16 protein-coding genes are annotated in these 14086 nt (G+C 46.2%); 4 read left to right on the forward strand and 12 right to left on the reverse strand.

Translation table 11 applies throughout. The annotated features are described in order from the left end of the window. Positions 1-25: 25 nt before the first annotated feature. From dnaG to rpsU, 3 genes are all read right to left on the reverse strand, one after another. Positions 26-1804 (reverse strand): DNA primase, encoded by a 1779-nt coding sequence (gene dnaG, locus EPO18_RS15750; protein WP_292434880.1) that lies wholly within the window; start codon positions 1802-1804, stop codon positions 26-28. Between the two features lie 94 nt (positions 1805-1898). Continuing rightward, positions 1899-2348 carry a GatB/YqeY domain-containing protein gene (locus EPO18_RS15755; RefSeq protein WP_292434882.1) on the reverse strand — a complete coding sequence of 150 codons (450 nt, stop codon included), beginning with the start codon at positions 2346-2348 and terminating at the stop codon, positions 1899-1901. Between the two features lie 17 nt (positions 2349-2365). Further along, positions 2366-2599 carry a 30S ribosomal protein S21 gene (rpsU, locus tag EPO18_RS15760; protein WP_006890759.1) on the reverse strand — a complete coding sequence of 78 codons (234 nt, stop codon included), beginning with the start codon at positions 2597-2599 and terminating at the stop codon, positions 2366-2368. 105 nt (positions 2600-2704) lie between these two features. On the opposite strand from rpsU, the gene tsaD reads away from it, so the two are divergent. Continuing rightward, a complete protein-coding gene (gene tsaD / locus EPO18_RS15765; protein ID WP_292434889.1) occupies positions 2705-3709 on the forward strand; it encodes a tRNA (adenosine(37)-N6)-threonylcarbamoyltransferase complex transferase subunit TsaD in 1005 nt (334 codons plus the stop codon). Positions 3710-3831: 122 nt separating this feature from the next. On the opposite strand, the gene EPO18_RS15770 is transcribed toward tsaD, so the two are convergent. Together EPO18_RS15770 and plsY are read right to left on the reverse strand one after the other, a co-directional pair. Beyond that, positions 3832-4512 carry a hypothetical protein gene (locus EPO18_RS15770; protein WP_292434891.1) on the reverse strand — a complete coding sequence of 227 codons (681 nt, stop codon included), beginning with the start codon at positions 4510-4512 and terminating at the stop codon, positions 3832-3834. Between the two features lie 113 nt (positions 4513-4625). Further along, the gene (gene plsY, locus EPO18_RS15775) at positions 4626-5213 is read right to left on the reverse strand and encodes a glycerol-3-phosphate 1-O-acyltransferase PlsY (RefSeq protein ID WP_292434893.1); all 588 of its coding nucleotides are present in this window, start codon (positions 5211-5213) and stop codon (positions 4626-4628) included. A gap of 93 nt (positions 5214-5306) precedes the next feature. Between plsY and folB the strand changes: the two genes are divergently transcribed. Then, complete coding sequence (gene folB, locus EPO18_RS15780) at positions 5307-5666, forward strand: dihydroneopterin aldolase (RefSeq protein WP_292434895.1); 360 nt, start codon at positions 5307-5309, stop codon at positions 5664-5666. Further along, positions 5663-6163 carry a 2-amino-4-hydroxy-6-hydroxymethyldihydropteridine diphosphokinase gene (gene folK / locus EPO18_RS15785; RefSeq protein WP_292434896.1) on the forward strand — a complete coding sequence of 167 codons (501 nt, stop codon included), beginning with the start codon at positions 5663-5665 and terminating at the stop codon, positions 6161-6163. The genes folB and folK overlap by 4 nt, the downstream gene beginning before the upstream one ends. On the opposite strand, the gene EPO18_RS15790 is transcribed toward folK, so the two are convergent. From EPO18_RS15790 to EPO18_RS15810, 5 genes are all read right to left on the reverse strand, one after another. Further along, a complete protein-coding gene (locus EPO18_RS15790) occupies positions 6152-6889 on the reverse strand; it encodes a pteridine reductase (protein WP_292434899.1) in 738 nt (245 codons plus the stop codon). The two genes, folK and EPO18_RS15790, sit on opposite strands and share 12 nt — an antisense overlap. Positions 6890-6897: 8 nt before the next feature. Continuing rightward, positions 6898-9561, reverse strand: a complete 2664-nt coding sequence (gene pepN / locus EPO18_RS15795; protein WP_292434902.1) for an aminopeptidase N — start codon at positions 9559-9561, stop codon at positions 6898-6900. Next, a complete protein-coding gene (locus EPO18_RS15800; RefSeq protein WP_292434904.1) occupies positions 9561-9965 on the reverse strand; it encodes a DUF423 domain-containing protein in 405 nt (134 codons plus the stop codon). The genes pepN and EPO18_RS15800 overlap by 1 nt, the downstream gene beginning before the upstream one ends. Continuing rightward, positions 9965-10486 (reverse strand): molybdenum cofactor biosynthesis protein B, encoded by a 522-nt coding sequence (gene moaB, locus EPO18_RS15805; protein WP_292434906.1) that lies wholly within the window; start codon positions 10484-10486, stop codon positions 9965-9967. Before moaB ends, EPO18_RS15800 begins: the two co-directional genes overlap by 1 nt. A gap of 95 nt (positions 10487-10581) precedes the next feature. Then, positions 10582-11946 (reverse strand): DegQ family serine endoprotease, encoded by a 1365-nt coding sequence (locus EPO18_RS15810; RefSeq protein WP_292434908.1) that lies wholly within the window; start codon positions 11944-11946, stop codon positions 10582-10584. Between the two features lie 236 nt (positions 11947-12182). Between EPO18_RS15810 and EPO18_RS15815 the strand changes: the two genes are divergently transcribed. Beyond that, on the forward strand, positions 12183-13430 hold the full coding sequence (locus EPO18_RS15815) for a cyclic nucleotide-binding domain-containing protein (protein ID WP_292434910.1): 1248 nt from the start codon (positions 12183-12185) through the stop codon (positions 13428-13430). A 148-nt stretch (positions 13431-13578) separates the two neighbouring features. Here the strand turns inward: EPO18_RS15815 and rpmG are convergent, their stop codons facing one another. Both rpmG and rpmB read right to left on the reverse strand, forming a co-directional pair. After that, positions 13579-13734, reverse strand: coding sequence for a 50S ribosomal protein L33 (gene rpmG / locus EPO18_RS15820; protein WP_006890747.1), 156 nt, complete (start codon positions 13732-13734; stop codon positions 13579-13581). Between the two features lie 12 nt (positions 13735-13746). Continuing rightward, on the reverse strand, positions 13747-13983 hold the full coding sequence (gene rpmB, locus EPO18_RS15825) for a 50S ribosomal protein L28 (RefSeq protein ID WP_292434916.1): 237 nt from the start codon (positions 13981-13983) through the stop codon (positions 13747-13749). Positions 13984-14086 lie beyond the last annotated feature (103 nt).

Below are 14086 nucleotides of genomic sequence, written 5' to 3' on the forward strand. Positions count from 1 at the left end.
TGACTTCGCCGAACCGACGATTATACTACAAATTCCTATTATTTTGCACCAAACTTTTAACTGTTAGCATTTTACGCAACAGTTCTTTTTCCTGTGCATCCAGTCCTTCGGTCTTGCTTTTGTCGAGTAGCCGAGCCAGAATAGCCTCTCTGGATTGAGTTAACAGCCTATCCAGTGAGTCACCAAATACTGTATCTATTTTGTCGTCTGGAACTTGTGAATCCAATAAAGCTAATGCTTTTATGGATCTTTCTTCGGCAGTATCTCGGTAACACTCCGTCAACACAGCTACATTTGCCGGGTTTTTATCCACAATCGTTTGCAGAATGTTTTTAAATAAATCTGCGCCTGAAAATTCAAGTTCGTTCCAGTCAATCTCTCGCTGCTCAAGTATCTCGGCCAGTCTGGGATTTTGGACCAGCAAGGCGATTGCCATGCGTGCCGATGATAATCTGCCTTTATCTTGATGTTGTTTTTTATCCGGCCTTGGATATCGCCTTGGATTTTGTTTAGAGGCAAGTGTAGCTGCATTCTCCAAAACATCCAGACTGGCCCAGCCAGATAGTTCTTTTAAGCGGGCAAGCATCATTTCTTTAAAAATACTTTCCGGCAGTTTCTCCAGGTACGGCTTGGCTTTGCTTGCTAATTGAGCCCGTCCTTCCAGTTCGGACAGATTCAGCTCTTTCGAGAAATGTCCGAAAAAATACTCCGACAGGGTTTCGGCCGTTTGCACTCGGCTAATAAATCCATCGATTCCTTCTTCTCTTACCAGCGAATCAGGGTCATGATTTTGCGGTAATAGCATGATGCGAATTTGTCTCCCATCTTTTAAGCTGGAAAAAGCCGGTTCCATTGCTCTCCATGCAGCTTCTTTTCCCGCCTTGTCGCCATCGAAGCAAAATACCAGTTCCGAGGAAAACCGGAATAATAAATCAAGATGCGCCTGCGATGTCGCCGTTCCCAAGGCGGCAACCGCATAGTGGATGCCGAACTGAGCTAAAGCGATAACATCCATATAGCCCTCAACAATCAAAATCCTCTGAGGTTTGGTATTCTTTTCCAGAAGCTCATATAAGCCGTAAACTTCTTTGCCTTTATGAAATAGGGATGTTTCTGGAGAATTCAAGTATTTGGGTAAAGAATCGTCGAGTACTCGTCCGCCAAAGCCTATAATGCGGGCGCGCTTGTCCCTGATCGGAAACATGATTCGTCCGCGAAAGCGGTCATAGGGCTGTCCTCCTTCCTTGTCGACTAATAATCCGGCTTTGAGTAATAATTCTGGATTAAAACGAAGTGCTAGAGTTTTCCATTCATCAGGCGCGTAGCCCAGCATGAAATCACTGGCGCAATCGCCGCTAACTCCTCTTTTTTTTAAGTACTCAACTGCTTTTTTTCCTCCGTCGCTGCTCCGTAACTGCTCTACATAAAAGGCGGCTATCTGCTCCATTAGTGTATAAAGACTGGTTAGGTCTTCTTTTTTTTGTTCCGGTAGGTAAGTAATTGATTCTCTCGGAACTTCAAGTCCGGCAAATCCTGCCAAGTCCTCAACAGCTTCGACAAAATCAAGATGGCTAAAGTCCATCAGAAAGCTTATGGCGTTGCCGCTGGCGCCGCAGCCAAAGCAGTGAAAGAATTGTTTCTTTCTATTTACGGAAAAGCTGGGGGTTTTTTCGGCATGAAAAGGACAGCGGGCGACATAGTTGCTACCCGTTTTTTTTAAAGGGACGTGCGAATCGATTAGGTCGACAATATCAACCCGCACTAAAAGCTCATCAATAAACTCGCGAGGGATTCTACCGGACACAACTGCTCTCCGAAAATTGATGCGGGAGGTAGGTCGCTAAAACAAGGTGCTTTGAGCGATATTGGGAGCTGTTTCCGGGAAAAACCAGTAAAAGCTATCCCGTTAGTGCGGTCTTGATTTTGTTGCTCACAACCGACATATCGGCGCGACCTTGCATTTTTGCTTTAAGCAAAGCCATGACTTTGCCCATATCCTTAACCGACTCCGCGCCGGACTCTGTAATAGCGTCTTTAACCATTAAATCAATTTCGGTTTCGGTTAACGGTTGCGGCAAAAAATCCTGAATTACCGGGATTTCAGCCTCTTCAATAGCTACCAGATCATCCCGGCCGGCTTCGGCATATTGACGGATAGATTCACGGCGCTGCTTGAGCATCTTGTCAAGAACCAGGATAACGCGTTCATTATCCAAGACAATGCGTTCGTCGACTTCAACCTGCTTAATAGCGGCTAAAATCAAACGAATTACGCCTAGTCTTGCTTTATCTCCGCCTTTCATGGCGGCTTTCATATCTTCCTTGATACGATCAGTTAACAAATCCATCGTAATTTACCTTGATCTTACAGCGCAGGGCGTCCGCGACGTAAGTTTTTCAGCGCATAACGCTCACGCGCTAGCTTTTTCAAATGGCGTTTAACCGCAGCTGCGCCTTTGCGCTTACGCTCTGCAGTTGGTTTTTCATAAAATTCGCGGCGACGCACTTCAGCCAATACACCCGCTTTTTCACAAGCGCGTTTAAAGCGGCGAATCGCAATATCAAATGGTTCGTTTTCTTTGATTTTTACTGACGGCATTATTATTCCCGAATATGTTAATATTTAAAAAGTTAGGATATTTTAATCCACTGAACAAACAGAACCCTTAATTATACCTTTACTTTTATAAATTTCAAAAATTCAATGTACGTTTTAGGCATAGAGACTTCTTGCGACGAAACCGGTGTCGCAATTTATCACTCCGAAAAAGGCCTATGCAGCCATCTTTTATATAGTCAGGTTGAAATGCATAGTGAATATGGCGGCGTTGTTCCTGAACTTGCGTCGCGTGACCATATTCGGAAATTAGTACCGTTGATCAAGCAATGCTTACAAGAAAGTCATCTGACCGGGAGCGATATTAATGGTATTGCTTACACCGCAGGGCCCGGACTGATGGGGGCGTTGCTGGTTGGTGCAGCAACGGCCAGAAGTTTGGCTTGGGCATGGCAAATACCCGCTATTGCAATTCATCACATGGAAGGGCACCTGCTGGCGCCTATGCTGGAAGAAAATCCACCGGAATTTCCTTTTGTTGCGTTGCTGATTTCCGGAGGGCACACGCTGCTTGTGCAGGTTGAGGGTATCGGCCGCTATCAACTATTAGGTGAGTCTCTTGATGATGCTGCCGGTGAAGCGTTTGACAAGACTGCAAAAATGCTGGGTTTGGGTTATCCAGGCGGACCAAAGCTGTCTGCGCTTGCAGAGCAGGGTACAGCCCAGATTAAATTTCCCCGCCCGATGACCGACCGCCCCGGATTGGATTTTAGTTTCAGTGGCTTAAAAACATTCGCGTTAAATACCGTTAGCACCTCTGGAAAGACAGAACAGGACAAAGCCGATGTCGCTGCCGCATTTCAAATTGCGGTTGCCGAAACACTCAGTATCAAATGCAAGAGAGCTTTGCAGCAAACCGGTTTGAAAAGATTGGTCGTTGCGGGAGGTGTCAGCGCCAATAAACAAATTCGAGCGTGTTTAACGGATATGGTTGTCAAGGAAAATGCCCAGCTCTATTTTCCGAGGCTTCAATTTTGTACTGATAACGGCGCGATGATTGCCTATGCCGGTTGCCAGCGTTTAATAGCGGGCCAGCAGCAAGGACTGGAAATTTATGCTCGCCCTCGCTGGCCGATTGGTGAGTTAAGTTAAATCAGTTGCAAGATAAAGAGTAGAGAGTTGATGTCAGCCTGTTGCAGTTGAGGCGAATTCATCTTGTGGGCTCATGGTAAAACACAAGCCCCCCTGATATAGGAGGGTTTATGCCACATAGGTTAGTGCCCTCTTATACGGTTAGTTGCTACTGATCCATCTTTAAAATATTCATGTACCGTAACGGATATTTCCTTACTAGCACCAGATAAACCTCTTTCTGCTAAGAACGGTTGAATTGTAGAAATTCCAGATTCCGGAGGGATTTCGAACCCTCTAATAAATTCAGATGTTAAGTAGATTTTTTTTCGTATGCTAGTGACTTGTGTTCTACCAAATGTAAGGTAACCTCCAAATGAAGAATGTTTTCTTTGCGCATGCACACAAAATATAACGTCTTGCTCTTTTGATGTCTCAGGGAATATCACATTTAACGCGAAAACAGAACTTTGATCGTTTTGTATTGTAAAGCTGGATTCAGAGAATATACGAAATGGATATGTTTTATTAAGGCTGGTTTCAACACAAAAAAAGCCGCGTTTATCCGGGTCTAATACTTGTAATGGTGCAGCGAATTCCATTTCTATACGAACAACTTCTACAGGTTTTTTTGATCGGGTTCCGACTACAAACATAAATAATCCTGCGTTATTTCCCTGATCCGCAATATATAGTGTTGCTTTGGCCGGGTCGATTATCTCTGTACCGGAAACATTAATACTTGTTTTATCAAGAAGGAGCTTACAAACTGACTTTATAATCGTGAATGCTGGGCTAATCAGCTTTGAAACAATTATTTCCATTATAATTACCTGAAGTAACTTATGCCTAACAAGTTATTATTTAGTCCTGTAGGGTACGCACAGCGTGCCCTGCGAGATGGGATATTGACTAAACATTGGCTGTTGGCATGATTTTAGCCTTTAGCCTTGCTCGATTCCTCCCCAGCCAGCAATCGCTGAATATTGCTCTTATGCCGCCATAACAAGAAAACCATCATGACCACGGAAGCAGCAACGATAGCCTTGTCGCCAACTATGAACCAAGCAAAAATCGGCGACAGGGTTGAAGCGACTAATGCGGACAAGGATGAAATCTTGCCCAGTTTATAAACCAGGTACCAGGTTGCCATGAACGCAAGACCGAGCGCCCAGAAAAAACCGAGCAACACGCCGACCGATGTCGCAACACCCTTGCCGCCTTTAAAACCGAAAAATACCGGGTAAAGGTGGCCGATAAAGGCCGCCAGTCCGGTCGCTGCAACTAATTCGGCGGACAGTCCCAACGCAGTCGCGGCATAGACGGGAATTAAGCCTTTCAACGAATCGCCCAGCAGAGTGATCGCTGCCGCTTTCTTTCCGCCAATTCGCATCACATTGGTTGCGCCGGGATTACCCGAGCCCTGTTCGCGGGGATCGGGTAATCCCATTAAGCGGCAAATAATAATGGCACTTGAAATAGAGCCTATCAGATAGGCAGCCGGAACGAACAACCATTCAATCATTGAATAACCCTTTCATTTTTGAGCTTGTAAGCACGGGATGTTTCCCTGATACTTACCGGTTTAAAAAAACACGCATCATAACCGGAAATCACTATGGACATCATATTTTTAGGCGGCTTGGAAATTGAAACTATTATCGGTATCTATGACTGGGAAAGAGTAACCAAGCAAACCGTCATCCTTGATATTGAGATGGCTTTTGATATTCAAAAAGCCGCAGAAACCGACGATATTCAATACACGCTTGATTACAAAACGGTTTCTCATCGCATTGTTTCTTTTGTCGAGGCCAGCCAGTTTTTTCTGGTTGAAAAATTAATTTCAGAAATAGCCGACCTTATACGCAATGAGTTTAATGTGCCTTGGGTGAAAATAACCCTGAATAAAAAAGGTGCTATCCGGGGGGCCAGCGATGTCGGTATTATAATCGAGCGTGGAGCACGGAAATCGTGACCAGAGGCTACATTAGCATCGGTAGCAATATAAATAAGGATGAACATGTTCCTGCCAGTTTGCAGGCACTTGAGCAAACCTTTGGCGAACTGACGATTTCGAGTGTTTACGAATCCGAACCTGTCGGCTTTACTGGGGATGTTTTTTATAATCTCGTGGTTGGTTTTGACTCCAATTTGGAAGTAAAGGCGGTCGCCAAACAACTTAGGCAAATTGAGCTGGATAATGGCCGCACTCGCGACAGCCGAAAATTTGCTGCACGCACCCTTGACCTGGACCTGATCCTATACGGCGATCTTATCGTCAACGATGGACGCTTGCAGATACCTCGGGACGAAATCGAACATTACGCTTTTGTACTTGAACCTTTGGCGGAAATTGCTCCGGATTTGAAACATCCGATCATCCACATCAGCTATGCCGAACTTTGGGAACAATTCGACAAGAATGATCTTAAGCAAAAGCGCATTACCCCGTCCTGGTCCTCAGTAAAATAAGGTGCGTCCGCCATCGACGGTCAGTATTTGGCCAGTCATGTAATTGGCGTCCTTAACCAAAAAAAGTACTGTCTTGGCAATATCAGCAGGCTCTCCGCTACGCTTTAAAGCCACCCGTTGCAGGATTTCCAGATTGGCCGACTCGGATGAATTCTCAGGCCAGAGTATCGCCCCCGGAGCCACTCCGTTCACTCTGACCGCTGGCCCCAGCTCCTTGGCTAAAACCTTGGTCATCGCAGCTAATCCGGCTTTTGCAATGCTGTATACGGGGTAACCTCTGAGCCCGCGTTCGGCATGGATATCGACAATATTGACGATGCAGCCTTTGTTGTCAGTTAATGTTTTGGTTAAGGCTTGCGCCAGAAAAAACGGTGCTTTTAAATTGCTGCCCAATAACTCGTCCCACTGCCGTTCGGTCACGCTGGGTACGGCCGTAGGATAGAAAGATGAGGCATTATTCACCAGCACATCTATGCCGCCCCAAGCCATACAGGCTTCCTTGGCAACAGCTTCAAGCTCAGCCATGTTCAGTAAATCGGCCTGCATGATTTTGGCTGAGTCGGGACGCTGTTGGTTCAGCTCATCGCAAAGCTGTTGCGCCTCTGCCGCTGAAGACCGGTAATGCAAAAAAATATTACAGCCTTCGCTATGCAGCAGCCGCGCACAAGCCGCGCCTATGCGTTTGGCGGCGCCGGTAATCAATACATTTTTTAAATGATCGTTCATTGATGGCTTCAATCTGCTTTGTAGATCAAGCTTTTACTTGCCACTTCGTACACATCTTTGGAAATCGCTTCGGTCGTTATAATGCGTTCCAGCTGTGCTTTTATCAGCGCCTGCCTGCCTTCGTCGAATCTGCGCCATGAGGTTAACGCGCCGACCATCCGTGAAGCAACTTGCGGATTCAACGTGTTCAGTGCGATAACTTGGTCGGCGAGAAATTGATAGCCTTGCCCATTGGCTACATGAAAATGCAGCGGATTGGACTGGCTGAACGCGCCAATTAATGACCTGACGCGGTTTGGATTTCTTAAATCGAATGCAGGATGCTGCATTAGCGCCTGTACGGTCGCAAAGGTATCGGGCATGCTGCTGGTGGCTTGCAGCGCAAACCATTTATCTATAACCAGTGCTTCCGTTTTCCATTGATAATAAAAGCTGTCCAGGCACTTTTGTTTGGCTGGATGCGGGTTGTTGATAATAACCGTTAACGCCGCCATTTGATCGGTCATGTTTTTTGCGTGGTTAAATTGCTGCTCCGACAATTGGCGAATGTAAGTGTTTTCCAGTTTACTTAAATAACTTAAACAAGTGTTCTTGATGCGTCTGCGGCCTATTGCGCCGGAGTCGAACTTCCCGGATTCATCCCGGTGATTAGTTTGATATAAAGCCTGAAACTGTGTTTGTAATTGTTCGGCTAAAGTCAGAATGACAAACTCGCGGGCAGCATGGATAGCTTCTACGTCTACAACTTCCATTTGTTCGGCCAGATAAGTTTCCGAGGGCAGGCTTAATAGCAATGAAAAATACGACAAGTCATCCCACGGTTGCTCCAACACCTGCTTAAAGGCATTAACCATGATGGGATTGACGTGCATGCCCTTGCCATTTTGTATATCGGCAATCAGTCCGTTAATGATTTTTCCTGCCAATTGTTGTCCGGCTTCCCAGCGATTAAACGTGTCGCTGTCGTGGCTTAATAGAAACGCAAGCTCATCCAAGCTACGCTCCATCACCAGCTTAACCGGCGCCGAAAAACCTCTCAAGATAGAAGTCGCCGGCTGTTCGGCTAAATTCTCGAAGATAAAAGTCTGTTCAGGTTCAGTGAGTTGCAGAATAACTTCACCGCGTGCTTGATCGCGGTCATGTAGCTTGCAAGGCGCGACGGATCCGTCTTTATTGAGCAAACCCACAGTTACCGGAATATGTAGCGGTTCTTTAACTTCTTGTCCAGGCGTCGGAGGGCAGCTTTGGCTTATGTTTAACGTCAGGGTTTGCGCGGATGGGTCATAGTGCTGTTGAACGGTTAATACCGGTGTTCCGGCCTGGGCATACCAACGGCGAAATTGAGTCAGATCGATATTGTTGGCAGCTTCCATCGCGCTGACAAAATCATCGCACGTCACTGCTTGCCCGTCGTGACGTTCGAAATATAAATCGCTGCCTTTGCGAAAGCCTTCCGCGCCAACCAAGGTGTGAATCATGCGCACTACTTCGGCGCCTTTTTCATACACGGTCATAGTGTAAAAATTGTTGATTTCTATATAAGCGTCAGGGCGTATCGGATGCGCAAGAGGGCCTGCATCTTCGGGAAACTGGCGGGTACGTAGCGCATTGACATCTTCGATGCGTTTTACGGCCTTGGAGGTGCGGTCGCCGGTAAATTCCTGATCGCGAAATACTGTAAAACCTTCTTTCAGGCTGAGCTGGAACCAGTCCCGGCAAGTGATGCGGTTGCCGGTCCAGTTATGGAAGTACTCATGGCCGATCACGGCTTCGATCGATTCATAATCCGAGTCGGTTGCGGTATCGGGCCGCGCCAGCACGAATTTGGTATTAAATACGTTAAGCCCTTTGTTTTCCATTGCGCCCATATTGAAATGGCCCACCGCAACGATCATATATAAATCCAGATCGTATTCGCGGCCGTACACCTGTTCATCCCAAAGCATGGCGTTTTTCAGCGACTGCATCGCATGGCTGCATTTATCCATATCGTGCCTTTCGACAAAGATTTGCAGATCAATGTCACGGCCGGATTGCGTAGTAAAGCGATCCGCTATACATTCGAGTTGTCCTGCAACCAGCGCGAACAGATAGCACGGCTTGTTGAACGGGTCTTCCCAAGTCACCCAATGGCGATTGTCAGGCAACTCCCCTTCAGCGATTTTGTTGCCGTTGGATAATAAAATCGGATAGCGGTCTTTATCGCCGACCAATGTCGTGGTGAACAGGGTCATCACGTCGGGGCGGTCCAGAAAATAGGTGATTTTCCTGAAGCCTTCCGCCTCGCATTGGGTGCACAGCATGCCGTTGGAAAGATATAGTCCTTCTAAAGCGGTGTTGGCTTTCGGGTTGATCGTGTTTTCGATGGTCAGCACAAAACGTTGCTGCTGCGGAACTTGATTAATGATTAATGCATCCTGGGTTTGCAGGTATTGATCTTTAGTTAAGTCATTGCCGTTATCCAAGTTAACACGGATAAGTTTCAGGTTTTCACCCGATAAAATCAGTGACGTATCGCGAGACTGGCTGGCAGGGTTGCGGCTCAGGGTGAGTCGGGAACTAACCAAGGTGTTTTCATCGTCCAGCGTAAAATTTAAAGTAACGCTGTGAATCAGGTATTCCGGGGCGGTGTAGTCTTTTAGATAGGTGGTTTGTGGATTAGAGTCGCGCATTATTTATACCTGCTATTGTGATCGGAAGATCTGATGTTTGGGGTGGCGAACAGTACGATTAATAACCAGGCTGTTAAAAAACAAACGCCGCCGAAGGGAGTGATCATGCCTAGCCAGGTATGATTGAGTAATGCCAGGGCATACAAGCTGCCGGAAAACAGTAAGATGCCCGCGAACATCAACCACCCTGCCCAATGCACTAATTTGGAATTAGGCGCTTGCTGCCGGATCAGGGCAATGCCTATCAGTCCCAGTGCATGCCACATTTGATAAGTCACGCCGGTTTGGTAGATCGTTAACATTTCCGGGCTGATGATCGTCTTTAAGCCGTGAGCGCCAAATGCGCCCATGCCGACACCGATCAATGCGCTTAACGCGCCGAGCAATAAAAAAATCGAGTTCATCATTTCTCCATTAGTCTGGGCATGAGTTGCACCAGATTACAGGGTCGGGTGCGATGATCGAGCTGCTCCTTGATCAGTGTGTCCCATGCGGTACGGCAGGCTCCCGATGAGCCGGGCAGGCAAAATATATAGGTCGCATTGGCGACCCCGGCAATTGCTCTGGACTGGATGGTTGAGGTTTTAATGTCCTGATAGGAAAGCATTCTGAAGACCTCGCCAAAACCGTCCAGCATCTTGTCCAGCAACGGAGCAACCGCTTCAGGCGTACCATCCCTGCCGGTTATGCCGGTGCCGCCGGTGGTAATGATGGCATTAACATTGTCTGCGGCAATCCAGTTTGAAACAGCGGCCCTGATTTGGTAAATATTGTCAGGCACTATTTTTTTTTCGATAACCTGATGCCCTGCATCGGTTACGCGTTCAACCAGCGTTTTGCCAGATATATCATCGGCATCGGTGCGGCTGTCGGAAACAACTAGTATCGCTATATTTAAGGGGATGAAATTTCTATCTGTAGTCATGTTTTTAATAAAGGCGAAAGGCAAAAGGCGAAAGGCGAAGGTGCAAGATTCGAAAGCATGCGTCTTTCGCCTTTTGCCTTTCGCCTTTCATCTGATCACTTTAACACAACAAAGAAGCCTTCCTGTCCTCGCTGAATGTTAATGAGTAGAGGGCCATTCGGATCAACCACCTGCTTTAATTCCTCAAGATTGTGAACGCGATAGCGATTTGCGGACACGATAACGTCGCCAGGCCGCAAGCCTGCGCGCCATACCCCGGACGCCGTGTCGATCTTTTCAAATAAGACGCCTTCAACCTGGCCTTTTAGCGTCGTGCTTAATTGCGCGCCTTGTAACGAGCGATGTAGCTGATTCCCTGCCAGTCTCGGTAACTCCTGTTTGCCGATTGTGGCGGTAACCTGTTTTTTCTCGCTGCCGCGGAAATATTCCAGATCAACTTTGTCACCAATTTGCATCATGCCGATGATATTGCGTATGTCATGGCTGTTTTTAATGGGACGTCCATTGGCTGAAACAATAATGTCACCCGGTTCCAACCCGGCTTTTGCTGCGGGTGAGTTGCTTTCAATCCTACTGATCGCAGCGCCTTGGATATTTTTTAAATTAAAGGCCTTAACCAACTCAGGTGTCAGATCCTGCGTGGTTACGCCCAATAAGCCGCGCCGAACCTCTCCGTGCTTGACCAGCGATTCCTTGATGGTCATGACCATATTGGAGGGTATAGCAAAACCGATGCCGACGTTACCACCGGTGGGAGCAAGAATTGCGGTATTCATGCCGACAAGCTCGCCGCGCAGGTTGACCAGCGCGCCCCCTGAATTGCCGGGATTGATCGATGCATCGGTCTGGATAAAATCTTCGTAGCCTTCTATGCCGAGGCCGGAACGGCCCAAGGCGCTGACTATGCCTGATGTCACGGTTTGCCCCAAGCCGAACGGATTGCCGATCGCGACAACAAAATCGCCGACTTTCAGTTGGCTGGAATCTGCAATCGGAATCATAGTCAAGTTATCGACAGGGATCTGAATAATGGCAACATCGGCTTCAGGATCGGTACCGACTAATTTAGCGGCAAGCTGGCGGCCATCATTTAAGGTTACTGTGATGGTGTCCGCTTTATCGATAACATGGTTGTTGGTTAGCACCAGACCCTGTTTGCTGTCGATAATAACGCCGGAGCCCAAACTATTTCTTTGTTGCCGCCGCAGTTGCTGGTCGGGTATGTTAAAAAACTGGCGAAAAACCGGATCCTGCATTAGTGGATTTTCACTAACCGTGATATTGGTCGAGGTTGATATGTTGACCACCGCAGGCATGCTGCGCTCAAGCATCGGAGCTAAAGACGGTAGCGCTTGTCCCTCTACGTAAGGCGGTAAACCTGCTTGTACAGGCAAGACTATACAAAAATAAACGGGTAAAAAAGTTAAAAATAACAGCCGTTTTATTGGTTTAATGTTCATCATCATTTTCCCGTGTTTGTGAAACATGTCTAATCCGCGATATATGTATAAAAATGTTTAATACAAGGTGTGCTAAAGTAGATTTTTTTTGACAATCAATGCTGTCATTTAGCTGTTATCTTGCTTAGAATATTTAAATGGCCGTAGATGTCAATTCTGAAGATGGACTGATTATTCGCAAGCTGATCCCGCTCGCAACGTTGCCGAGCGCTCGATTCAATGCTTTATGCGCTGAAATGGCTGTTGAAGAAATACAAGATGGTTTTTTGTTTGAAAAAGGCGACGTAAACCCCCAGCTTGTTTATCTGATAAGCGGAGAGGTTACTCTTCAGGCGGCTGGGCTGGTTGTTGAAGTTATTACTGCAGGCAGCGATTCGGCCAAGTTTGCGCTGGCGCACCAGATTCCCAGAAAGATTGATGCGGTCGCGAACGGAAAAGTGCGTTTTTTGCGGCTAAATGCTGATATTGTTAAAAATTCCCCACCTTTTATTGATAAAGAAGAGGACAACAGTTACATGGTCATTGACGAGACTGAAAGCGATCCAGATGACTGGATGACAGCATTATTGAGGTCGCCTGTTTTTCAACGTCTCCCTCCCGCCAATTTGCAAAAAATCTTAATGGGTTTGGAGGTCGTTCATTTCAATAAGGGCGAAACCATACTCGAACAGGGCAGTGCAGGTGATTATTATTATCTGATTAAAAACGGTCAATGCCTATTAACGCGTAAGCCATCGCCCAATGCAAAAGAAATTAAATTAGCCCAGCTGACCAATGGAGATACCTTTGGCGAAGATGCATTGCTTTCCGGTGCGCCCAGAAACGTAACCATTACAGCACTGACGGATATCTCTTTATTACGTTTAGACAAAAAACAATTTGTATCTTTAATAAAAGAGCCTTCTTTAAAGTTTGTTGATTATGAGGGAATGCAGGAGGCGGCAAGAAAAGGGGCGGTTTTGCTGGATGTTCGTTCGCAAGATGACTATGAAAGCCAGCATCTTGAGGGGAGTATCAATGCACCATTTTTCTCTTTAAGAATGCAACTTAAGACATTTAGCTCTGAAAAGCCTGTCATTGTTGTTTGTCAGGATGGTAAAACCAGCGAAGCAGCCGCATTTTTGTTGCTCAAGAATAAAATTGAGGCGATGATTTTAAGAGGCGGGATGGCAAGTCTTGCGCCTGCTGCGGAGCAGGAAATTGACGCTCCTCTTTCAGCTGATGATCGTCCGGAAAGTTTTCCTCAGGATGGCGATCTGAAACAGCCTGCCGATAATTCGTCAAATGCCTCTAACATCATTTTGGAAGATCAAATTAGAGTTCTTAAATTGGAAAATGAAGCGCTCAAGAATGCCAACCAACAGCTCAGTGAACAATGCAAAAACCTGGAGTTTGACAAGGAAAATGCTGAGAAGCAATGCCGAATACTGCATAAGCAGATGGAGAAGCTAACTCAGGTTTTGGATAAGCTAAAAGGAGGGTGAAACAGGATAGGCGGTTTGCCCTCTAAATATATTTTAAAGAGAGCGGCAGCGTAACCCGGAACAGTCAAAGATGAAGATGCCGGGTTAGGATGCGTTCGGTTTTTACTGATGGAGCTTTTGCCGAAAAGAAATTTTTGAACTCAAATAATTATTTGATTTTTGCTTCTTTGTAAATAACGTGTTTACGAACAACAGGATCAAATTTTTTGATCTCCATTTTTTCGGGCATAGTCCGTTTATTTTTGGTTGTTGTATAAAAATGTCCGGTTCCTTCGGTCGAAATCAATTTAATTTTATCGCGCATTTTTTTATCCTCTTAAGAGTTATCGCCGGATTTACGTAAATCGGCAAGAACGGCATCGATGCCTCTCTTGTCAATGATACGCATGCCTTTAGTGGAAATTCTGAGGCGAACCCAACGGTTTTCGCTTTCTACCCAGAATCTGTGGTGTTGCAAATTTGGACAAAAGCGTCTTTTAGTTTTGTTGTTGGCGTGTGAAACGTTGTTACCTGTAACCGGGCGCTTGCCTGTTACTTGACATACTCTGGACATGATTAACCCCTAATGCGTGTCTAAATTCAAAAGTTAGCCGAGCTTTATACCAAAAAATCTTTTCAAGGTAAATAACAATCTATAAAATAAGGCGAAAGGTGAA

This window comes from Methylobacter sp. (genome assembly GCF_004322395.1).
In the GTDB taxonomy this organism is placed as follows: Bacteria; Pseudomonadota; Gammaproteobacteria; order Methylococcales; family Methylomonadaceae; genus Methylobacter_A.

Bases quoted from the DNA above. Each gene is read 5' to 3' on its own strand.
- EPO18_RS15800 (WP_292434904.1), bottom strand. From the start codon at position 9,965: ATGAACTCGATTTTTTTATTGCTCGGCGCGTTAAGCGCATTGATCGGT.
- rpsU (WP_006890759.1), bottom strand. From the start codon at position 2,599: ATGCCGTCAGTAAAAATCAAAGAAAACGAACCATTTGATATTGCGATT.
- EPO18_RS15790 (WP_292434899.1), bottom strand. From the start codon at position 6,889: ATGAACGATCATTTAAAAAATGTATTGATTACCGGCGCCGCCAAACGC.
- pepN (WP_292434902.1), bottom strand. From the start codon at position 9,561: ATGCGCGACTCTAATCCACAAACCACCTATCTAAAAGACTACACCGCC.
- plsY (WP_292434893.1), bottom strand. From the start codon at position 5,213: ATGATTGAATGGTTGTTCGTTCCGGCTGCCTATCTGATAGGCTCTATT.
- tsaD (WP_292434889.1), top strand. From the start codon at position 2,705: ATGTACGTTTTAGGCATAGAGACTTCTTGCGACGAAACCGGTGTCGCA.
- EPO18_RS15755 (WP_292434882.1), bottom strand. From the start codon at position 2,348: ATGGATTTGTTAACTGATCGTATCAAGGAAGATATGAAAGCCGCCATG.
- EPO18_RS15815 (WP_292434910.1), top strand. From the start codon at position 12,183: ATGGCTGTTGAAGAAATACAAGATGGTTTTTTGTTTGAAAAAGGCGAC.
- rpmB (WP_292434916.1), bottom strand. From the start codon at position 13,983: ATGTCCAGAGTATGTCAAGTAACAGGCAAGCGCCCGGTTACAGGTAAC.
- EPO18_RS15770 (WP_292434891.1), bottom strand. From the start codon at position 4,512: ATGGAAATAATTGTTTCAAAGCTGATTAGCCCAGCATTCACGATTATA.
- rpmG (WP_006890747.1), bottom strand. From the start codon at position 13,734: ATGCGCGATAAAATTAAATTGATTTCGACCGAAGGAACCGGACATTTT.
- folB (WP_292434895.1), top strand. From the start codon at position 5,307: ATGGACATCATATTTTTAGGCGGCTTGGAAATTGAAACTATTATCGGT.
- EPO18_RS15810 (WP_292434908.1), bottom strand. From the start codon at position 11,946: ATGAACATTAAACCAATAAAACGGCTGTTATTTTTAACTTTTTTACCC.
- moaB (WP_292434906.1), bottom strand. From the start codon at position 10,486: ATGACTACAGATAGAAATTTCATCCCCTTAAATATAGCGATACTAGTT.